16 protein-coding genes are annotated in these 21,583 nt (G+C 37.3%); 10 read left to right on the forward strand and 6 right to left on the reverse strand.

What is annotated here, in order from left to right:
* Positions 1-16 precede the first annotated feature (16 nt).
* Positions 17-190, forward strand: a complete 174-nt coding sequence (locus tag ACTH6U_RS02060) for a YnbE family lipoprotein (RefSeq protein WP_336429017.1) — start codon at positions 17-19, stop codon at positions 188-190.
* The gene (locus tag ACTH6U_RS02065; RefSeq protein ID WP_294103530.1) at positions 187-516 is read left to right on the forward strand and encodes a YdbL family protein; all 330 of its coding nucleotides are present in this window, start codon (positions 187-189) and stop codon (positions 514-516) included. The genes ACTH6U_RS02060 and ACTH6U_RS02065 overlap by 4 nt, the downstream gene beginning before the upstream one ends.
* Before the next feature lie 47 nt (positions 517-563).
* Here ACTH6U_RS02065 and ACTH6U_RS02070 read toward each other — a convergent pair whose 3' ends face one another.
* Complete coding sequence (locus ACTH6U_RS02070; protein ID WP_441831568.1) at positions 564-935, reverse strand: NAD(P)H-dependent oxidoreductase; 372 nt, start codon at positions 933-935, stop codon at positions 564-566.
* Positions 936-1,267: 332 nt separating this feature from the next.
* On the opposite strand from ACTH6U_RS02070, the gene hrpA reads away from it, so the two are divergent.
* Positions 1,268-5,167, forward strand: a complete 3,900-nt coding sequence (gene hrpA / locus ACTH6U_RS02075; protein WP_441831473.1) for an ATP-dependent RNA helicase HrpA — start codon at positions 1,268-1,270, stop codon at positions 5,165-5,167.
* Positions 5,168-5,442: 275 nt separating this feature from the next.
* On the opposite strand, the gene ACTH6U_RS02080 is transcribed toward hrpA, so the two are convergent.
* Complete coding sequence (locus tag ACTH6U_RS02080; protein ID WP_434719624.1) at positions 5,443-6,783, reverse strand: basic amino acid/polyamine antiporter; 1,341 nt, start codon at positions 6,781-6,783, stop codon at positions 5,443-5,445.
* Between the two features lie 426 nt (positions 6,784-7,209).
* The gene (gene ydgH, locus ACTH6U_RS02085; protein WP_294103538.1) at positions 7,210-8,160 is read right to left on the reverse strand and encodes a DUF1471 family protein YdgH; all 951 of its coding nucleotides are present in this window, start codon (positions 8,158-8,160) and stop codon (positions 7,210-7,212) included.
* A 383-nt stretch (positions 8,161-8,543) separates the two neighbouring features.
* Between ydgH and pntA the strand changes: the two genes are divergently transcribed.
* On the forward strand, positions 8,544-10,073 hold the full coding sequence (gene pntA / locus ACTH6U_RS02090) for a Re/Si-specific NAD(P)(+) transhydrogenase subunit alpha (RefSeq protein ID WP_441831474.1): 1,530 nt from the start codon (positions 8,544-8,546) through the stop codon (positions 10,071-10,073).
* Between the two features lie 13 nt (positions 10,074-10,086).
* Positions 10,087-11,475, forward strand: coding sequence for a Re/Si-specific NAD(P)(+) transhydrogenase subunit beta (gene pntB / locus ACTH6U_RS02095; protein ID WP_294103881.1), 1,389 nt, complete (start codon positions 10,087-10,089; stop codon positions 11,473-11,475).
* A 132-nt stretch (positions 11,476-11,607) separates the two neighbouring features.
* On the opposite strand, the gene uspE is transcribed toward pntB, so the two are convergent.
* Both uspE and ACTH6U_RS02105 read right to left on the reverse strand, forming a co-directional pair.
* Positions 11,608-12,552 (reverse strand): universal stress protein UspE, encoded by a 945-nt coding sequence (gene uspE / locus ACTH6U_RS02100; RefSeq protein ID WP_294103542.1) that lies wholly within the window; start codon positions 12,550-12,552, stop codon positions 11,608-11,610.
* 125 nt (positions 12,553-12,677) lie between these two features.
* Complete coding sequence (locus ACTH6U_RS02105) at positions 12,678-13,433, reverse strand: FNR family transcription factor (protein ID WP_294103545.1); 756 nt, start codon at positions 13,431-13,433, stop codon at positions 12,678-12,680.
* Positions 13,434-13,796: 363 nt separating this feature from the next.
* On the opposite strand from ACTH6U_RS02105, the gene ACTH6U_RS02110 reads away from it, so the two are divergent.
* The 5 genes from ACTH6U_RS02110 to ACTH6U_RS02130 all read left to right on the forward strand — a co-directional run bounded on the left by ACTH6U_RS02110 (position 13,797) and on the right by ACTH6U_RS02130 (position 19,350).
* Positions 13,797-14,807: an NAD(P)H-quinone oxidoreductase gene (locus tag ACTH6U_RS02110; protein WP_441831475.1), complete on the forward strand. Its 1,011-nt coding sequence runs from the start codon at positions 13,797-13,799 to the stop codon at positions 14,805-14,807.
* Between the two features lie 407 nt (positions 14,808-15,214).
* Positions 15,215-17,155 carry a pyridoxal phosphate-dependent decarboxylase family protein gene (locus ACTH6U_RS02115; protein WP_441831476.1) on the forward strand — a complete coding sequence of 647 codons (1,941 nt, stop codon included), beginning with the start codon at positions 15,215-15,217 and terminating at the stop codon, positions 17,153-17,155.
* Positions 17,156-17,237: 82 nt separating this feature from the next.
* Positions 17,238-18,386 carry a tyrosine transporter TyrP gene (tyrP, locus tag ACTH6U_RS02120; RefSeq protein WP_441831569.1) on the forward strand — a complete coding sequence of 383 codons (1,149 nt, stop codon included), beginning with the start codon at positions 17,238-17,240 and terminating at the stop codon, positions 18,384-18,386.
* Positions 18,387-18,614: 228 nt separating this feature from the next.
* Complete coding sequence (locus tag ACTH6U_RS02125; protein WP_441831477.1) at positions 18,615-19,148, forward strand: helix-turn-helix transcriptional regulator; 534 nt, start codon at positions 18,615-18,617, stop codon at positions 19,146-19,148.
* A 1-nt stretch (position 19,149) separates the two neighbouring features.
* The gene (locus tag ACTH6U_RS02130) at positions 19,150-19,350 is read left to right on the forward strand and encodes a DEAD/DEAH box helicase (RefSeq protein WP_441831478.1); all 201 of its coding nucleotides are present in this window, start codon (positions 19,150-19,152) and stop codon (positions 19,348-19,350) included.
* A gap of 315 nt (positions 19,351-19,665) precedes the next feature.
* Here ACTH6U_RS02130 and ACTH6U_RS02135 read toward each other — a convergent pair whose 3' ends face one another.
* The gene (locus ACTH6U_RS02135) at positions 19,666-21,408 is read right to left on the reverse strand and encodes an ABC-F family ATP-binding cassette domain-containing protein (protein WP_441831479.1); all 1,743 of its coding nucleotides are present in this window, start codon (positions 21,406-21,408) and stop codon (positions 19,666-19,668) included.
* Positions 21,409-21,583: the final 175 nt, after the last annotated feature.

Below are 21,583 nucleotides of genomic sequence, written 5' to 3' on the forward strand. Positions count from 1 at the left end.
AAGCGTAGTATTTATAATGGCAATGTTTTTGTCATCTTGTATTAGAGTTGAGGTCGCGACACCAGAAAAGCCGATCAACATTAATATGAATGTCAAAATTGAACATGAAATTCAAATTAAAGCAGATAGACAGGTTGAAGAATTACTTAAAGAAAACAGTGAGTTATTTGGCGAGGTTGACGTAAAATGATCAATTTTATTAAAGCCATTACACTATGTATTTCAGTTATCTCATTTTCTGCATTTTCACTGACGGTCGATATAGCGAAAGAGCAAGGTGTTATTGGTGAAACATTGTCAGGTTACTTAGCAGTAGTTAACGAAAGTAATAGAGATGCAGATCAATTAGTCAATAAAATTAACCGTGAACGTGAAATCAAGTACAGTGAAATAGCATCAAAAAATAACCTTAAAACTAAAGATGTCGCTAAAATCGCGGGCCAGAAACTAGTCGACCGCGCAAGTCAGGGGGAATATGTACGAGGTATTAATGGGCAATGGTTGAAGAAAAAATAACAAAGGTACTTTAGGCTATATTGATTCGATTCTTCTATTTTAAGGTACTAGGCAATTAATATATTTTTGAGCCTGAATGTATGCTTGGTTGACAAATATATCTTTATAGATCCCATCCGGCTAGTAAAAATATAAACATGTTTGCTTTTTAAGCCAATAGCACCTTGTTCAGTATATTTAAATGTATGGCCGGACCCGGCGATAAAATCAAAATAGTGTTTTAAGTGAAAAGAAATAGTAAAATTGTATATCGGTGCCACAATGACAATGATGTTATTTTGCTTAATTTCTTCAATTAATTGATTTGACAGATCCAATTGTGCTTGTTGTTGCTTCGTGAGCGTGCCACTAGAGGTAAAAGCTGCTAGTATTTTGCTATCGAGTGTTGGGAGCAGATTGTTGATTGCACTCCGAACAATTCATTTATCAGTTGGATTTTTTCCCTGCCATTGTTGAATAAAATAATCTGTCATTTTATTAGTTTATAATGTGAAGTATCTGACAGGGTACCTGACTTCAATGATAATATTTTGCTCATTTATTTTCTCAAAACTGATTGATATTGCGTGGTTAACGATTGGCGCGAGACGCAATTGATTGATAAATGAAAATTAGATTATAAATTTTAAGAAAATTGATGGTGTGTATATGCGATAACTAAAATCATAACCAAAAAATGAATGATGCCGCATTATGGGTAATTAATCATCATCATAAAGTATATAAACATATAAAAAATAAGGATTTAAAAGTGAAATCCATTCTGACAGCATTAGAAGCTGATATTGGACAAACTTCATTGCGTGACCAGTGGTTTTTGAATAAACGACTCCGCGGTGTGACAAAAATACACGATGAAAAATCACGTCAGGCCGTTCTTGAAGTAATAAAAACGGAGATTGAAACGGCAAAACAAAAAATTAGTATGAAACGGTTAAATCCGCCAAAAATTGTTTATCCTGAAAATCTACCTGTAAGTCAGAAAAAGCAAGCCATCCTTGAAGCAATTAAACAGCACCAAGTTGTTATTATTGCGGGCGAGACAGGTTCAGGTAAAACGACGCAAATTCCTAAAATTTGTCTTGAATTAGGATGTGGAATTCAAGGGTTTATTGGTCACACACAACCACGACGTTTGGCAGCTCGATCGGTTGCTGCACGTTTAGCCCAAGAGCTAGAGTGTGAAATCGGAACAAATGTAGGTTATAAGGTTCGCTTTAGTGATCATGTTGGTGAGAATACTCAAGTCAAATTGATGACTGATGGTATTTTGTTGGCAGAGCTACAAAATGATAAATTACTCCTGCAATACGATACTATTATTATCGATGAAGCTCATGAAAGAAGTTTGAATATTGATTTTATATTAGGATATTTGCGTCAATTATTACCTAAAAGACCTGATTTAAAAATTATTATTACCTCTGCAACTATTGATCCTGAACGTTTCTCTCGTCACTTTAATAGTGCGCCTATTGTTGAGGTCTCTGGTCGTACTTATCCGGTAGAGGTTCGTTATCGTCCTATCATGGGGGATGATAACGATAGCGAGCGTGATCAAATTGATGGAATTGTTGATGCCGTCAATGAACTTACGCTTGAAGGACCGGGTGACATTTTGATTTTTATGAGTGGTGAGCGTGAAATTCGTGATACTGCTGATGCACTTGCTAAATTACAGCTTCGTCATACAGAGGTTTTACCTTTGTTTGCGAGACTTTCAAATAGCGAGCAAAATCGGATTTTCAATCCTCATGGTGGCCGTCGAATTATTTTGGCCACAAACGTTGCTGAAACATCTTTAACAGTACCCGGTATCAAATATGTGATTGATACCGGTTATGCAAGAATAAGTCGTTATAGTTATCGAACTAAAGTACAACGATTACCTGTAGAAGCAATATCACAAGCATCTGCAAATCAACGGAAAGGGCGTTGTGGCCGCGTATCTGATGGTATTTGTATTCGTTTATATTCCGAAGAAGATTTTTTATCACGAACTGAATTTACAGATCCCGAAATTTTAAGAACTAATTTAGCTTCTGTTATCTTGCAAATGACCTCCATTGGGTTAGGTGACATTGCTGGATTTCCATTTGTTGAGGCACCAGATAAACGTAATATTCAAGATGGTGTAAAACTATTAGAAGAATTAGGGGCTGTTAAATCTCACCAAGATGTCAGTCGTGGTTATCAACTTACAGAAATAGGTCGTCAGTTAGCGCAGCTTCCAGTGGATCCTCGACTTGCTAGAATGGTGATTGAAGCAAGAAAACATGGTGCAGTGCGTGAAACTATGGTGATTGTTGCGGCGCTATCTATTCAAGATCCGCGAGAAAGGCCGCTTGATAAGCAACAGGCATCCGATGAAAAACATCGTCGTTTTCATGATAAACAGTCTGATTTTCTTGCGTTTTTAAACTTGTGGGATTATTTGAAAGATCAACAAAAAGAACTTTCAAATGCTCAATTTAGAAAAATGTGCCGCCAAGACTTTATCAATTACCTTCGTATTCGAGAATGGCAAGATTTATATACTCAACTTAGACAAGTCGTGAAAGAACAAGGCTTTGCGATTAACAGCATAGAAGCTGATTTTCGGAGTGTGCATGTTTCTTTGCTGGCGGGTTTATTGTCCCATATTGGGCAAAAAGATGCGGATAAACCTGAGTTTACAGGTGCAAGAAATGCACGTTTTACTATCTTTCCAGGCTCCGGTTTATTTAAAAAACCACCTAAGTGGGCAATGGTGGCTGAATTGGTTGAAACATCAAAACTTTGGGGCCGTATCGCTGCATCGATCGATCCTGAATGGATTGAACCGTTAGCAGAACATTTAACTAAGCATAATTACAGTGAGCCGCATTGGTCTAAATCTGAGGGTGCAGTAATGGCCTCTGAAAAGGTTACTTTATACGGTTTGGCTATTGTTGCGGCTCGTCAGGTTAATTTTGGTAATATTGACCCTTTGTTATGTCGCGAATTATTTATTCGACATGCGTTAGTGGAAGGTGATTGGGCTACTCGTCATGCCTTTTTTAAGGAAAACCTAAAGCTATTATCAGAAATTGAAGATTTAGAACATAAATCAAGACGTCGAGATATCTTAGTTGATGATGAAACACTATTTGCTTTTTATGATCAACGTATACCGAATGATGTTATTTCATCACGACATTTTGATCATTGGTGGAAATCAGCATCAAAAGAAAAGCCTGACCTGCTTAGTTTTGAAAAAAATATGCTCATTAAAGAGGATGCGGCGAATGTATCAGCACTCGATTACCCAAATTACTGGTATCAAGGTGATTTAAAATTTCGTCTGAGTTATCAATTTGAGCCGGGAACTGATGCGGATGGCGTCACTGTTCATATTCCATTGGCGGTATTAAATCAGGTACAAAATATTGGTTTTGATTGGCAGGTTCCGGGATTACGAGAGGAGCTGATTATTGCACTGATTAAGTCACTACCAAAACCAATTAGGCGAAATTTTGTTCCAGCGCCGAACTATGCATCTGCATTTTTGGAGCGAGTGCCTGCACCTGAAGGAAGCGTGCTGGATAAACTAGAGCGTGAATTACGTCGAATGACTGGTGTAACTGTCGATCGGGCATCATGGCAATTAGACCAACTGCCTGTACATTTGAAAATGACTTATCGTGTTATTGGCGATAAAAATAAAACAATCGCAGAAGGGTATGATCTTGATGCGCTAAAAAGTAGTTTGAAAGAAAAAGTGCAAGAAACTCTTTCTGAAGTTGTCGATGATGGTATTGAGCAAAGTGGTTTACATATTTGGAGTTTTGGTGAATTACCTCAACGTTATGAACAAAAACGAGGTGGATATTCAGTTAAAGCTTATCCTGCACTAGTTGATGAAAAAAGTAGTGTTGGTATTCGTGTATTTGAAACGGAATTTGAACAGCAGCAAGCTATGTGGGCAGGTGTACGCAGATTATTATTACTTAATATTCCATCACCAATTAAATATTTACATGAAAAACTACCAAATAAATCTAAACTTGGTCTTTACTTTAATCCTTATGGCAAAGTTCTAGAGTTAATTGATGATTGCATTGCTTGTGGTATCGACCAGTTGATTGCAAATCATGGTGGGGCCGTTTGGAATGAAGAACAATTTGAGCACTTAAAAGAGCTTGCCCGTGCAGAACTAAATGATGTTGTGGTTAATATCGCAAAGCAAGTTGAGCAAATTTTGACGACTGTATTTGCAATCAACAAACGATTAAAAGGGCGTGTCGATTTATCTATGGCATTGGCTTTATCTGACCTAAAAGCACAAATGTCAGGGTTAGCTTTCAAAGGATTTGTAACGGCTCATGGCTGGAAACGCTTACCTGATGTTCTGCGCTATTTAAATGGCATTGAACGTCGATTGGAAAAATTGGCTATTGACCCAAATAGAGATCGAGCTCAAATGAGCCGAGTTGAGCATGTGCAAAATATGCATCAACAATGGCTGTCAAAATTGACTCCAGTACAGAAAATGTTACCTGAAGTATTGGAGGTTCGTTGGATGATAGAAGAGTTGAGAGTAAGCTTATTCGCACAACAATTAGGCACTCCATATCCCATCTCAGACAAGCGAATTATCCAGACGATGGAAAGCATCGCACAACGATTATAATTTGTTGTGTAAGTAGTGTTATTTTAAATATCAGGCTCCTATCTTTTATAAAGGTAGGGGCCTTTTTTATAACATTACTATAAATTAAGGTTTTTTAGTTACAACATACTGTTGGTGTTCATAGAGATAAATAAACATCTGAGTTGCTTTTTATATCAAAAAGCTAAAAATGAAAAAAGAGGTAGGTTGTTAAATAAAGCAGATGGAATAGGGCGGAGGAATAAGTAAAAGAGCACTAAATTTAATCAAATTTAGTGCATATCCACATAGGCTTATTAAGCCATTAAATAATAAAGTGCTGGTATTGAGGTAATTGCTATGGCAAAAGCGGCAACTTTCTCAACTAATTTTAATGGTGATTTTGCTGTTTGCTGGGAGCGTGCATACAAGAAAACTAAAATACCAGGGGCGTATAGCACAACAGATAGCAGCAAATTGATTAAGCCGGAAGCATATAATAACCATAAACCATAAACACTGGCGACTAAGCCTACCGCTAATAATGGCTTATTGTGACGCTCAAAGGCAACCTTCATTAAAAATGCACCTACTAAAAAATAAGGTACTAATATCATCTCAGAAGCAATAGTAAGCAACGTGTTGTAATTGCTACCACTAAGCCAGATTAATACTAAAGAAAGCTGTACCGCGCTATTGGTTAACCATAGTGACGATGATGGTGCATCATTAGCGTTAAGTTTATTAAATATTTTTGGAAATGACTTATACTGTGCGGCGATGTATGGAACCTCTGCGGCCATTATAGTCCAACTTAAATAGGCGCCACAGACAGAGATGATGAGTCCTGCGGCGATGATAATATTGCCACTTGTACCAATTAAATTCACCATTAATGTTGCCATTGACGGGTTTTTAATATCAGCAAGTTCAGCCTGAGACATTAAGCCTAACGATAGTAACGTGACTAAAATATAGATTATTAATGCAGAACAGACTGCAAATACCGTAGCTAAACCAACATCACGACGATTTCTAGCTCTAGCTGAAACGACTACTGCGCCTTCAATACCAATAAATACCCATAAGGTAATTAGCATAGTGTCTTTAACTTGTTGCCAAACAGGGACACCAAGCTCAATACCACTAAAATCGGCATTAAAAATATCTAATTTGAACGCGATGAAAGCAAGAACAATGAATAATCCAAGTGGAACCAGCTTCGCCATTGTTGCTAATTTATTAATACCAGCAGCAGTTTGCACACCTTGTAAGACTAAATAATGAACAAACCAGAGTAGAATAGATTCACCAATTAAGGCCTGCCATGTATTACCATCACCAAAAATAATATTATCAGGAGTATCAGTAAAAAAGCTTATTGCAGCAAAAACAATCACTAAATAGGAAACATTGGCGACGACAGCGCATAGCCAATAACCCCAAGCGGAACAAAAGCCAACAAATTCACCAAATCCAACTTTTGCATAAGTAAATATCCCACCATCTAAATCCGGTCGGATTCTTGATAATAATAACAGTGAAAAGGCTAAAAAAAGGATACCAACACCGGTAATGCACCATCCAATAATCAGTGCCATTGGACTGGCCACTTCAGCCATATTTTGTGGAAGACTAAATACACCTGCGCCTACCATAGAGCTAAGCACTAAAGCGGTTAGGGCAGTGAGGCTTAATGTATTTTTCAATGTATATCCTGGTTGTTCTGCAATCAAAAGTTAAAATGACGTTAAAATAATCATTGTTATGAGTAATTAATCTATTCTGCCTTAAAATGGCAGTTAAATTGACTATCAAAAATTAAGAGTGGATTCTACGAATGAAATGGTTGAGATGCAATGGAAAAATATGCAGTTAATTAGCTATTTTATGCATATTAACGTTGTAATATTAATTTAGATTAAGTTTGTTAACTAAGTCATTGAATTGATAGCATGAGATTAATAAATACAAGCGCTAAAGAGTGGGTAGTGTAGGAAAATAGCGGGGGTTATTATATATGGAATTAGAAGGTAAAAAAAAACCAGTTTTTATAAACTGGTTTTTCATAGGTTATTGATTTATTATTTGAATAAATCCGCGCTAATGGTAACGCTGCCACCATTAGACTGCCATTCTCTTGTTATATGGAAATATTTAGCACCTTTAGCTTCAGCACGCTTTGCAATTTGATAACGTACTTCTGGTGTATTGGTGTAATAACCTGAGAAAGTAATTGAATCGTATGGCACCATTTGTGCCGCCGCAGTTTTGTTGATTTCTTCGATAACATAGCCGTTTGGTAGGGTTACACTTGTGCGGCCCGGTTGGCTACTTGATGTCTCAAAGAAACGGCCAACAGCAACTGTCGGTTCTTCAGAAGATGCAACACCTGGAATACGTACTTTCTTAGCAGCTTCGCCACCTTCAGCAAGTAACGCACGGCCTGCATCAGAGTCCGCAGGAATAACTGCTTCATCTAATTGAACTTGGCGCTTAGGTGCATCTTTTTTGTATATATAAGCAGTTGCTAATGTGTTACCACCATCATTCATCGCAATATTACGAACGACGTAGAATGATGCAGCATCTTTCTCTTTAGCTTTCTTAGCGATTGCTTCATAGAGGTCAGGTTGAGAAGGGTAAAAACCGCTTACACTGACAGTATCAAAAGGTTCATACTGGGCAGCATCGGTTTTTGACATTTCTTCAACACCACCGAATATACGGCGATTTGATTCTTCAAATTTAGGTGCGTCTTTTGCAAAAACATCAGCAACAACACGCATGTTGCCACTATCACCTATATCATCAAGGCTTTGAATGTAAAAGGCATACGCCCCCATTTTATCAGCCCTACGGGAGACCGCGTCAGATGCTTCATAAATAGCATTAAAGCGTCCAGTGACCGTTATACGCTCATAAGGTTTTAATTCTTCGGCCTGTTTTGGCGTTAACTCAACAGCTGCCTGACTAGCAGTAATACTAGATAATGATAACACCGCGGCTGCGATGACCGTAGTTTTCAGCTTCATACAAAATCCTTCCGCCTTGCGCAATTTATTATAAACGTGCTGAATCTTATTTGTACCACATGTCCATGATTATTACACGTAACTGTTCTTGTTGTCTCATGATTTTCTTTTTATGAGAAATAAATAATGATTGACTAGTCAAATTTACCAGTTATTTCAAAGTATCCAGTGTTTTATTGACCTAAAACTAAGATTTTCACTGCGAATTCCATTTACTGTTTAATAATCGTGATCAATTATGGATCAATAACGTTATTTTCAGTAGGTTATTAGCACATTTTAAAACTGTTTTATGCAGAAAATAGGACTTTTCCAAGAAAATGGTCATTTTTTTTGCAAACACCCTACATACAACATTACTTTAGGCTATAAAAGGGAACATTATGCGTATTGGTATACCAAGAGAACGACTTGCCAATGAAGCGCGTGTTGCTGCTACACCTTCAACAGTGACTCAACTTTTAAAGTTGGGTTTTTCTGTTTGTGTAGAGAAAAACGCGGGACATTTGGCCAGTTTTGATGATGCAGCATATGAGGCTGTTGGTGCAGAAATAGTTGATCGTGATGCTGCATTTGCAGCGGATATCGTTTTTAAAGTGAATGCGCCACTAGATGATGAAATTCCTTTATTTAAGGAAGGTTCGACGTTGGTAAGCTTTATTTGGCCAGCTCAAAATGCTGAACTAATGGAAGCGTTAAAAACACGCAATATTACTGTTATGGCAATGGATGCGGTACCTCGTATCTCACGTGCGCAGTCACTTGATGCATTAAGCTCAATGGCAAATATTGCAGGTTATCGGGCAATAGTTGAAGCCGCACATGAATTTGGCCGCTTTTTTACTGGACAAATTACAGCCGCCGGTAAAGTGCCACCAGCAAAAGTCATGGTGATTGGTGCAGGTGTAGCAGGTTTAGCAGCTGTCGGTGCTGCGGGTAGCTTAGGCGCAATAGTTCGCGCATTTGATACTCGTCCGGAAGTAAAAGAACAAGTACAAAGTATGGGCGCTGAATTTCTTGAACTTGATTTCAAGGAAGAAGCGGGCAGTGGTGACGGTTATGCCAAAGTCATGTCAGAAGCGTTTATTAAAGCTGAAATGGCATTGTTTGCTGCGCAGGCCAAAGATGTTGATATTATTGTAACTACTGCGTTAATTCCTGGCAGACCAGCACCTAAGCTTATTACTAAAGAAATGGTTGAGTCGATGAAACCGGGGAGCGTCATTGTTGATTTGGCGGCTCAAACTGGAGGTAACTGCGAACTGACACAAGCAGATAAACTCGTTGTCACTGATAATGGCGTGAAAATTATCGGCTACACTGATTTACCAAGCCGTTTACCAACTCAGTCTTCTCAATTATATGGTACTAACCTTGTTAATTTGATGAAGCTGCTATGCAAAGAGAAAGATGGTGAAATTGTCATTGATTTTGATGATTTAGTCATTCGTGGTGTTACTGTGATTAAACAAGGTGAAATTACTTGGCCAGCACCACCAATTCAAGTTTCTGCACAGCCACAAGTCAAACCTAAAGCAATAGAACGCGTCAAAGCTCCCGAGAAAAAAATGTCTCCAGCGGCTAAATATAGCTTGATGGCACTGGCTATTATTTTATTTGGTTGGTTTGCAAATTCGGCGCCAAAAGATTTTCTATCTCACTTTACTGTTTTTGCACTTGCGTGTGTTGTGGGTTATTACGTAGTTTGGAACGTCACTCATGCTCTGCATACACCATTAATGTCTGTCACTAATGCGATTTCAGGAATTATTGTTGTTGGTGCAGTTTTACAGATTGGTAGTGGTGGTTGGGTAAGTTTCTTATCCTTTGTTGCTATATTGATCGCAAGTATCAACATTTTCGGTGGATTTACAGTTACTCACCGTATGTTAAAAATGTTTCGTAAAGGGTAAGGGGTAACTTATGTTGTCGAGTGGAATTGTGACTGCAGCATATATTGTTGCTGCTATCCTATTTATTTTCAGCCTAGCAGGGCTATCGCGCCATGAAAGTTCTCAAAGAGGGAACGCTTATGGCATCGCAGGGATGGCAATTGCATTAATTGCTACCATACTTGGACCAGATAGTAGCAACATTAGCTGGATGATCATTGCAATGGTTATCGGTGCCGTTATTGGTATTCGATTAGCCAAAAAAGTTGAAATGACTGAAATGCCAGAGCTGGTGGCTATTTTACATAGTTTCGTCGGTTTGGCTGCTGTATTAGTAGGATTCAATAGCTTTATTGCTAGTGAAGGCCATGCTGATGCGGTTATGGAAAATATTCACCTAACTGAAGTCTTTTTAGGTATTTTCATCGGCGCGATCACTTTTACGGGGTCAATTGTCGCTTATGGTAAATTATCTGGAAAAATATCATCTAAGCCGATGATGTTACCAAATAAACATAAGCTCAACTTAGCTGGACTTATTATTTCATTCATTCTGTTAGTTATTTTTGTTAAAACAGAGAGTGTTGGTCTGCAAGTATTTGTTATGTTGATCATGACATTGATCGCATTAGCATTTGGTTGGCATCTTGTTTCATCAATTGGTGGTGCGGATATGCCAGTTGTTGTATCAATGCTAAACTCATACTCAGGTTGGGCTGCCGCCGCCGCTGGTTTCATGTTAAGTAATGACTTACTGATTGTCACGGGTGCGTTGGTGGGGTCTTCAGGGGCAATTTTGTCCTATATTATGTGTAAGGCGATGAATCGCTCATTCTTTAGCGTTATTGCGGGTGGTTTCGGTACTGATGGTACAGCATCAAGTTCTGACGAAGAGATGGGGGAGTATCGCGAAACATCGGCAGAAGACGTTGCTGAAATGTTGAAGAACTCAACATCAGTTATTATCACTCCAGGTTATGGATTGGCAGTAGCGCAAGCTCAGTATCCAGTACATGATATAACGGCTAAATTACGTGAACGTGGTATTAATGTTCGATTTGGTATTCATCCAGTTGCTGGACGTTTACCAGGTCATATGAACGTATTACTAGCTGAAGCGAAAGTACCTTATGACATCGTGCTAGAAATGGATGAAATCAATGATGATTTCGCTAATACAGATACAGTGTTGGTTATTGGTGCTAATGATACGGTTAATCCTGCGGCATTAGAGGATCCTAATAGCCCAATTGCTGGAATGCCAGTACTAGAAGTTTGGAAAGCGAATAACGTTATTGTATTTAAACGCTCAATGAATACGGGATATGCAGGTGTACAAAATCCATTATTCTTTAAAGAAAATACACAGATGTTATTTGGTGATGCTAAAGATAGTGTAGATGCTATTTTACGTGCACTCTAAAACTCAAAGGTGTTAACAGAAGGCTCTGCATGTAAATGCAGAGCCTTTTTTAGAGTGAAAACTGAACGAAATGTATGTAAATGTGAGTATTAGGCAGTCATGTAACTAAAATAAAGTGCTCGGACTTCGCTGCTATTCATCTGTTGGATTAATCGGGCATACAAATCCATCAGGTTTAATTGCCAGTAAATCACATTTTAGTTTATCAATGATGTGTTCGGCGGTATTACCGAGAAAAGCAGCTGAGATCCCCGTGCGCCCTAATATTCCTAGAACAACAACACCTGCTTCTAATTCTTCACACATATCGGGAATGATTTTTTCAGGTAGACCCTCGCGAACATGTGTGAATTTTTCATCGATACAGAATTTCTGCCGTAGTTCTTTCATTGCTATCAGATGTTGTCCACGTAATGCATTGTTATATAAGCTAGGGTCAAAATCAGGTAATTCAATTGCAATATTCATTGGTGCGACAGGATAGGCACTTACTAAATGAATATCTTGATCTTTCATAATCCGTTGAGCTAAATCTTTTGTTTTCTCGACCAGCTTAATATTAAGGTCGTCATGATAAGATTCTTCATTAGATAAATTAACAGCGACAACAGCTGAGCCATGGTCGGGCCAAATTTTATCTTTCACCATCCAAACAGGACATGGACATTTTCTTAATAAATGCCAATCAAGTGGTGTAAATATGATTGATTCAAAATTATCAGTTTGATGGGCCATTTTCAGTAATAAGTCATGTTCTCCGCCAATGACTTCCTGAATAATGGCTTCATAAGGCTTATTATGCCAAATGACTTTAATTTCAATATCAATTCCAGCTTCTAAATAAAAGTGTGCTTGTTGCTTTATCCATGCGGTTTTTTGGCTGATAACGCCTTTTCTCATTGCATGGCGTTCTTCAGGAGAGAGCAGCGTTGTCATATCGTAGGAAAGGTCATAGATAGGTAAAAACGCTTTTATCCGTCCACCATTACGCTGCACAATGTAGACAGCACGTCTCAATGCAGGTTGATCATCCTGATTTGGGTCGATCGCAACTAGGAGATTTTTGTAGTTTGCCATATTGAAATCCTCTCAACGTACGGATAGTTCCATAAGGATAAATTAAGTTATTGAGAAGAAATAGGCAAGAAAACTGAGGAAAAAAACAAAACCGAACCACAGAGATTGTGATCCGGTTTAGGATATTAGTTAGTAATAGCGGAAACTTTACCTGCGATATCAGTAAGTTTGGTCATATCTTCGATGGTAATATATTTACCTTTAACACTGAGCATACCACTTTTTTGGAAACGACCTAAAAGGCGGCTAATGGTTTCAACTGTTAAACCAAGGTAATTACCAATATCGCCACGCGTCATTGTTAACCTGAATTCTCTAGGTGAAAAACCACGCTCTGCAAAACGGTGTGATAGATTAAGAATAAATGCAGCTAATCTTTCTTCCGCATTTTTCTTGGATAAAAGGAGGATCATTTCTTGATCTCCTTTAATCTCTCCACTCATTAAGCGCATAATTTGTTGACGTAGATTAGGCATTTTGCCAGACAAATCATCGAGTGTTTCAAAAGGTATTTCACAAACCATTGAGGTTTCAAGTGCCTGAGCAAAACTTGGGTGCTGTGTATGAATAATTGCGTCAAAGCCAACTAAATCACCAGCAAGGTGGAAGCCTGTGATTTGCTCATCACCTTCCTCAGTAATAGTATAGCTTTTTATAGTTCCTGAGCGAATGGCATACAATGAACGTAGTTCATCGCCAGCCTTAAATAAGGCTTGCCCTTTTTGAATTGGTTTTTTACGCTCAATAATATTATCAAGTTGATCCAGTTCATGTTCATTCAGTGTGAAAGGAATGCAAAGTTGGCTAATACTACAGTCCTGGCAATGAATAGCACAACCACCAGACTGGATGCGACGAACAACTCTTTTTTCTGGGATCATATTAAATGCTCAATCAAGTTAGAATTATTGATATGAGTCAATTTTAACATAAGATAACGCGACTGGTAAGTAGTAATATAAAACAGAATTGACTTATTAAATAAAAAAGCAATAGATGTCAAAAGTAATAAGTTAATGAATTTAGAGGTAAATGCTTAATTAAGTAATATTATTAAATAATAAACTGGCTGTATATTAAATATAAAATGGCAAAAAATGAAAAAATGCTTTTAGTGTGTATTAAAATGTATTCATAAATTTAGGATTCAACCCATGTATACGTTAAACTAATTAGCATTAAATTAACACAAAAATAAACATATAAATATCAATTTTTTAAATAAACCCACAAAGGAAATCATAATGACAAACAATCAATTGCTCTTGCCTACTACAATGCAATTTGTCGATATTATAGAACCTGGGGGGGCGGATAAATTGCAATTAAAAGTAAAAGCATTGCCTCAGCTAGCTCCAGGTTATTTACTTGTCAAAGTTGAGGCTATTGGTGTTAATCGCCCTGATATTTTTCAAAGAATGGGTTCTTATCCGCCACCCGCAGATGCTTCGCCTATAATGGGGCTAGAAATTTCAGGAAGTGTTGTTGCTAAAGCTGATGACGTCACTGAATGGCAACTTGGCGATAAATTATGCGGTTTAGTTGAGGGCGGTGGTTATGCTGAATATTGTTTAGTGCACAAAAATATTGCGTTGCCATTAGGTCATTTATCTTTTATTCAAGGTGCCGCTATTCCAGAAAATTTTTTTACGGTGTGGGCAAATGTTTTTCAAATTGGAAAACTTAAAAAGAATGAAACAGTGCTGATTCATGGAGGCACCTCTGGAATTGGGAGTGTCGCGATTATGTTAGCGAAAGCCTTTGGTGCAACAGTTATTACCACCGTAGGTTCAGAAGAGAAAGTGAAAGCGGCGGAGTTATTAGGTGCAGATTGTGTGATTAATTACCATACAGATGATTTTGTTCAAGTCTCATTAGATTATACCTCATCTCGTGGCGTTGATATGGTTGTTGATATTATTGGTGGTGATTATGTCGCTAAAAATTATCTTGCAGCGGGGAAGTTTGGGCGAATTATTCAAATTGGCATGATGAAAGGAAATCCAATAAGTTTGAATATGATGCCATTAATGGTTAAGCGATTAATTTATACTGGTTCAACAATGCGATCTCGTACAATTGAAGAAAAAAGCCAGATTGCCGCTGAATTAAAGCAACAGGTATGGGGTATGTTGCAAAATAGTGAAATAAAACCAATTATTAACAAAGTCTATAAGTTAGAACAGGTTGCGGATGCCCACCGTCATATGGAATCAGGTGACCTTATTGGTAAAATTGTATTATTAAACAATTAATTAATTTTATTTCTTATGTGACTAATTAGTTGCAATATATTTTTATTTTGAGTGATCTTAATTTTTATTTATAACAAATTATTTACATTATCAAGTCTTTTTGGCGTAAATATCTCTTTATAGCTGACTAAATTTTGATTTTTTGTGCCTGACCACAAATCCGAATGAAATTATGCTGAGTTTATTAATATTTTAATGAATATAGATTATATCTATAGGCAAGTTGGTTTCTTAGCGGCTTGTCTATCAGTATTTAATTGAGGATTGATATTAAGAATAACAATGTTATTTAATAAGTTGTTGTCTTATAAAGACATATGTCCGTTATTGCACTTTCCAATGATAATAAGTTAATAAACTTAAAAGCAACTGACTTGGGTCAATTGTGAATCGAAGGTGTAGTGATAATGAATAATTTTAAAAATTCAAATATGAATGTGGATGCATTATTTCTTGGGCCAAAATCTGAAAATGCTGTTTTTTTCAAAGAAATGATGGAGTATGCCGTTTCTGAACACATGCATTGGCGTTCAGGCTATCACCCAGAAGATCCAGAGCTTATCTCAACCGTCGATAGGTATGCCCCCGAATATAGGGATACATTGTATCGTACAGAAGGCATCCTTAATCAGCTTTCTTCTAAGCTTAAAACAACATCCGTTCCTTGGTTTTCGCCTCGTTATATGGGCCACATGAATGCAGATACCTTTATGATATCTAATCTCGCTTATGTGATGGCAATGCTGTACAACCCAAATAATTGTGCACAAGAATCATCTCCCACGACCACAGTACTTGAAATAGAAGCAGGGCTCGATTTATGTGCAATGTTTGGTTATGACACACAACAAGCATGGGGTCACATTACGTCAGGTGGTACGGTTGCTAACTATGAGGGGTTATGGGTTGCTCGAAATATTAAAACACTGCCTTTAGCAATGGCGAAACATCCACAAGCACAACACTTATTAAAAGATAAGACAGCGCAAAGTTTACTGAATATGTCCACTGATGCAGTGCTTGATTTAATGGATGAGCTAAAAAAACAAGGTTTATTTGAACAGATCCGAGAAATGAGCTGTCGAGGTGAGGGAGTTGAACAGGGGCAATTAGGACAATTATTAGTCCCTCAATCTAAACATTATTCGTGGTTGAAGGCGATGGATATTTTGGGATTAGGTCAACAAAATATAACGCAATTACCTGTCGATGCTCATTATCGTACTGATATAGCAAAAATGCGTCAGATTGTATTTTCATTAATAGAGCAAGGTGAGCCAATATTAGCGGTTGTTGCGGTTGTTGGCACAACTGAAACAGGGGCGATTGATAATGTCGCTGAAGTTATCAAACTACGTCAAGAATGTGAAGAACGCTTTGGCGTTTCATTTTATGTGCATATAGATGCAGCTTATGCGGGATATGCATGTGCGATGTTCCGAGATGAAAATAATCAATTTCTTGATTATGAAATATTAATACAACGCTTCCATAGCGAAGGTGTTTTTCCAACAGATATTATTTGGCCACAACCTGATGTTTATGAAAGTTTTAAAGCACTGAGCCAAGCAGATTCAATCACAGTTGATCCCCATAAAGTTGGTTTTATTCCTTATGCGGCGGGGGCCATTTGTATGAAAGATAGGCGTATTGTTGATTTAATTTCCTATCATGCTGCTTATGTTTTCGAAGAAGTAGAGGAAAAAAACCGCAAATCGGAAAAACAGCATAATGTTTTATTAGGTTCTTCAATAATGGAAGGTTCCAAAGCGGGTGCCACAGCTGCTGCAATATGGGCTGCCCACCGACTTGTTCCTTTAAATCTTTTAGGTTATGGCAAGGTTATCGCTGCTGGGATCACCACGGCTAATTGGATGATTGAAAAAATTAATACCAGCAAACCTTATATTATTGATGGTCGAGAATTTCAAATTACCGTGATGCCGTCACCCGATTTTCACATGATAAATTTTATGTTTAGGGAGTGTGGAAATATATCGTTAGCTAAACAAAACCAACTTAATAAGCGTATATATGAATTATGTTCATATGCAGCAGGGCGCACGTATACTAATGATTTTTTAACATCATCGACTTCTCTGACTTATGAAGAATACGGTAATAGCCCACTGGAACTCTGTCGGAATGCAGGATTTACTGATGATGAATGGCATAAAGTGCGTTCAATCTATGTATTAAGAGCTGCAATCATGACGCATTGCCTACGTGATAAACAACATTTTGAGCGTTATTGGGTTGAATTGAGAAATATTTTTGAAGATAAATTACAACAGCTTATCGATGAAGAAAATAAACTTACTCATATTAATCAAAAGGTTTGTATTTAATTTTATTGGCTAGGATCTCAATATGAAAAATCGCACGCTAGGTAGTGTTTTTATTGTTGCTGGTACGACAATCGGTGCTGGTATGTTAGCAATGCCAATTGCAGCGGCTGGTAACGGCTTTATGGTGAGTTTGGCGATGCTGTTAGGTTTGTGGGCATTGATGTGCTATACCGCGCTATTACTCGTTGAGGTTTATCAGCATGAATCTCATGAAACAGGGATAGGTAGTGTAGCTGAGCGATATTTAGGCTCAGGCGGTAAATTTATCACCGGTTTTAGTATGATGTTTTTGATGTATGCTTTAACAGCAGCTTATGTCAGCGGTGCAGGGGAAATTATTACCTCTAATTTAAAGAGTAGTTTTGCAATTGATTTAGCTGATTGGCTAGGTATTGTTATTTTTACTGTTATTGGTGGTGGCGTTGTTTGTTTCGGTACGTCATCAGTGGATTTTATTAATCGTATTTTATTTGCTGCAAAAATTGTTTTTTTAGTGATGATATTGGCACTAATGATGCCGCATGTTGAGCAACAAAATTTATTATCCGCACCGACAGAAAAAATATTAATTTTATCTGCGATACCTGTTTTTTTTACATCATTCGGTTTTCATGGCAGCGTGCCCAGTATTGTGAAATATATGGGCGGAGATGTTAGAAAGCTACGCATAATATTCATTATTGGTAGTTCTATTCCGCTAGTCGCTTATATTTTATGGCAAATTGCCACATTAGGCAGTATTGGCACCACGACATTTGTAGGCATTTTATCTGAAAATGTCGGATTAAATGGGTTGTTAGATGCCATTAAAGACGTTGCTCAGTCGGGTAAAACAGAATTAATTGCTCAAATGTTTATGAGCCTAGCTTTAGCGACATCATTTCTTGGTGTGGCTTTAGGGTTATTCGATTTTTTAGCTGATCTATTTAAAAGACAAGATAATGCATCAGGACGACTACAAACGGGATTACTCACGTTTTTACCTCCGCTCATATTTGCTTTATTTTATCCTAAAGGCTTTATTATGGCGTTGGGCTTTGCGGCAATTGCCTTATCGATTCTGGCATTATTACTACCGAGCGCGATGGCTTTTAAATCAAGAAATATTAATTCACGTAAGTATCAGGTATTAGGTGGTAGTACTGCATTATTGATTGTGTTCCTTTGTGGCATAATTGTTATTGGTGTACAGCTCGGGATAGCGTTTAAAATATTACCTAATGTTGGTTAATTAACTGTCATTTGTTTTAGTCTTAGAAAGCCAGCCATTATAGGTTTTATCTGAATAATGGTTGGCTTTATTGTTTCTTTTTATCCTCTACTTAATAATGATTATCATTAGCACTTTATGCAAAAAACCGATATATCTAAAGCTGGTGTTTTCTGTAGAATATACTATTATATTAGATATATCGGTTTACTGTAGTAAAAACAATGCCAGAGAGTGTTAATGAACAGTATGCAACAGCCTGAAACATGCCTATGTAATGGCAAAAGTGTAAGGCGAATGTTTAATCCCAAACAACTACGTATCTACATTTTACACTTGCTTGCGGATGGGACCAATTACGGATACGAATTGATCAAAAAAATAAGTCAGGGTACTGCGGGTTTTTATTGTCCGAGTCCTGGTGTTATTTACCCAACGTTGACACTTTTAGAAGAATTAGGCTTTATTATTACAGGTAAAGATAGTGGGAAGGGGCGTAAATGTTATGCTATAACCCCAGAGGGCCGGTGCTTTTTATTACTAAAAGCAGATATCTTTGCTGAAGTTAAAATGAAATTAAATTATGCACAAGAACTTAAAGCAGGAAATCAATTTGCGAATGAGATTGAGTGTGCAGTAGATAAATTTAAATCGTTATTGAGGCATAAAATTGTTTTGCAGCAACTAACGACAGAAGAAACTGAAAAAGTGATTGAAATCATTAACAGAGCAGTTGATAGGATTGAACAGGTTAATGCCGTATTAGTGGCAGAGGATAAATAAGATGGCAAAAACTCATGATATTATTCAAGTGAAAGAGCATTTATATATGAACGAAATAATCAAACCAGTACAGAATAATTCAGCAGAAGAAACTAATGCTGAACAAGCAAAAAAAACAGCTACAGATGCTAAATTTAAAGAGGTTGTTTGCCCTAAGGTGCCGACATCTTATTTTAAGCGAGCAAAAAAACAAAAGGCTTAATATTAGAATTGATGGTTTACAAAATCTTTATTCATAAAGTGATTATCTCTAATGCATTAGAGGGAATTATTTAATGCGTTATAGAAAAACTTATCATTATTCAATGTTTATTTTAGCGATGAACTGCGTTTCTCATGAAATAAAGTGTCTGAAATATACGGACGAAAATGGAAGTGTTAAGTGTCATACGTATAGCTATTTTGTAAATTAAGTTAAATATCATTTACTAAATAATATCAAGTTTTCACTATAATTTCCCAACATTTGTAATCCCCTGACTACGCAAGGTAATCAGGGGCTATTTAAAAATCCAAATTATAAATCTAATTGTGATTGAATTTTAGCTATTTCATCAATCCACTGTTGTTGCAATTGTGGTTTTTGATGTGCCAACTTACGTAGTTTATCTGTCTGTAATTTTTCTTCTAATATCAATAGTTGTTCTAATAATTCATCTTCATGAGAAACATGGCTTTCACTTATTTCTGTAATTAAGTTAAGCGAATTATCTGCAATGAGAATATTATTCGATTGATGAGATTGTTGCTCAATTTGCTGATATATATCATCAAGATTGAGATACTCTTCCAAGCGATTATTATGGATATACCAAAATCGCTGACAACTATTTTCTATTAACCATTTATCATGACTGACGACTAATAAAGCCCCAGAAAACTGAGTAATTTGCTCACTTAGCGCTTCTTTACCTTCAAGATCAAGGTGGTTTGTCGGTTCATCGAGTAAGATCAATTCATATTGAGCAAGGCTGAGTCCAATAAAAAGTAATCTGGCGCGTTCACCGCCACTTAAAGTTGAGACTTTTTGCAGATGCCTGATATAGGGAAACCCTGCGCCAATTAAGGCCATTTTCCGTTGATCATCGGTTAATGGTGCAAAATTTCGCAATGCATCAAGTAAATTGTCATTGTCATTAAGCTGCGCTAATTGTTGGTCATAATAACCCGCACTAATTGCAGGATGAAATTTCAGTTGAGAACTATAACGTAGTTCTTGCTGATAATTTTGCCAAATTAATCGTAATAATGTTGATTTTCCACACCCATTAGCGCCAATAATAGCGATGTGATCGCCACTTTTTACTTGATGAAAACTTGTTGAAAATAAAGGTGTAGCATCAGGCGTTTTAATGCGTGCGTTATCGAATTCAAGCACTCTATTGGCGGGTATTGATTTGCCATTTAGCGCAAGTTTCCATTGATAACCCTCTGAAAGTTCAGTTTGTGCATCCTTCAAACGGTCAACTTGTTTTTCCATTTGCTTGGCTTTACTCGCCAGCCCTTCATTGTCATACACGCGTCCCCAAATAGCTAAACGCTTTGCACTTGAGGCGACACGATCTATTTCTTTTTGCTCTGCTTGGTGACGATGCTCGTCAGCAGCATCTTTTTCAATTAATGCTTTACGAGCAGCACTGCAAGGCAGCCGATAAAAATGCAATGTTTTATCACGTAATATCCAAGTACAGTTTGTGACTTTATCGAGTAACGATTGGTCATGAGAAACAAGGACAAAGCTGCCTTTCCATGACTGTAGGAAATTACCTAACCAAATCAGCGTTGGTAAATCCAAGTGATTACTGGGTTCATCAAGTAACAATAAATCTGGTTGAGAAATCAATGCACGGCCCAGTAACAAGCGGGTGTGTTGACCTCCACTGATTTCATTGGCTTTTTGTAACCATTGGTCAGAAGTAAAACCTAATTCAGATAACAGAACTTCAGCTCGCCAACGCTCTGATATCTTATCTTGTTCAGGCAATTTTTGTACTAATGCTTCAATTAATGTTAATCCAATAATATCATCAGGTAAGTGCTGTTCAATATAGGCAGTTACACAATGGTTGGCATAGGTAATGCTGCCACTATTTGGTAATAATTGATGAGTGATTAATTTTAAGAGAGTGCTTTTTCCGCTCCCGTTATGGCCAATTAAACCAATGCGATCACCTTGTTGCAAAGTGAATGTCATATCGTTTAATAGTGAACGAGTGGAAGTATCATAGTTCAATGATTTTACAGATAATAATGTGCTCATAGCTTACTCAAATTTTAGGCATAAAAATGCCAAGGTATCGTAATAACGATAACCCAGTAAGCTGAGGAAGTTTCCTTTAGTTAGTGTCTTCGCTCAGGCAGGATTATCGCAGTATAAAACTGTGAAAGCCTGAGCTTTGACGATTGCCAAAGAAGTGTGAATATTCAATTAGATC

It is taken from the genome of Providencia sp., assembly GCF_052096715.1.
Classification (GTDB): Bacteria; Pseudomonadota; Gammaproteobacteria; order Enterobacterales; family Enterobacteriaceae; genus Providencia.

What these genes read in the sequence shown, in the direction of transcription:
- ACTH6U_RS02060 (WP_336429017.1), top strand. Translation starts at nt 17, where the DNA reads ATGGCAATGTTTTTGTCATCTTGTATTAGAGTTGAGGTCGCGACACCA.
- ACTH6U_RS02065 (WP_294103530.1), top strand. Translation starts at nt 187, where the DNA reads ATGATCAATTTTATTAAAGCCATTACACTATGTATTTCAGTTATCTCA.
- ACTH6U_RS02080 (WP_434719624.1), bottom strand. Translation starts at nt 6,783, where the DNA reads ATGGTAGGCGCAGGTGTATTTAGTCTTCCACAAAATATGGCTGAAGTG.
- ydgH (WP_294103538.1), bottom strand. Translation starts at nt 8,160, where the DNA reads ATGAAGCTGAAAACTACGGTCATCGCAGCCGCGGTGTTATCATTATCT.
- pntA (WP_441831474.1), top strand. Translation starts at nt 8,544, where the DNA reads ATGCGTATTGGTATACCAAGAGAACGACTTGCCAATGAAGCGCGTGTT.
- uspE (WP_294103542.1), bottom strand. Translation starts at nt 12,552, where the DNA reads ATGGCAAACTACAAAAATCTCCTAGTTGCGATCGACCCAAATCAGGAT.
- ACTH6U_RS02105 (WP_294103545.1), bottom strand. Translation starts at nt 13,433, where the DNA reads ATGATCCCAGAAAAAAGAGTTGTTCGTCGCATCCAGTCTGGTGGTTGT.
- ACTH6U_RS02110 (WP_441831475.1), top strand. Translation starts at nt 13,797, where the DNA reads ATGACAAACAATCAATTGCTCTTGCCTACTACAATGCAATTTGTCGAT.
- ACTH6U_RS02115 (WP_441831476.1), top strand. Translation starts at nt 15,215, where the DNA reads ATGAATAATTTTAAAAATTCAAATATGAATGTGGATGCATTATTTCTT.
- tyrP (WP_441831569.1), top strand. Translation starts at nt 17,238, where the DNA reads ATGTTAGCAATGCCAATTGCAGCGGCTGGTAACGGCTTTATGGTGAGT.
- ACTH6U_RS02125 (WP_441831477.1), top strand. Translation starts at nt 18,615, where the DNA reads ATGCAACAGCCTGAAACATGCCTATGTAATGGCAAAAGTGTAAGGCGA.
- ACTH6U_RS02130 (WP_441831478.1), top strand. Translation starts at nt 19,150, where the DNA reads ATGGCAAAAACTCATGATATTATTCAAGTGAAAGAGCATTTATATATG.
- ACTH6U_RS02135 (WP_441831479.1), bottom strand. Translation starts at nt 21,408, where the DNA reads ATGAGCACATTATTATCTGTAAAATCATTGAACTATGATACTTCCACT.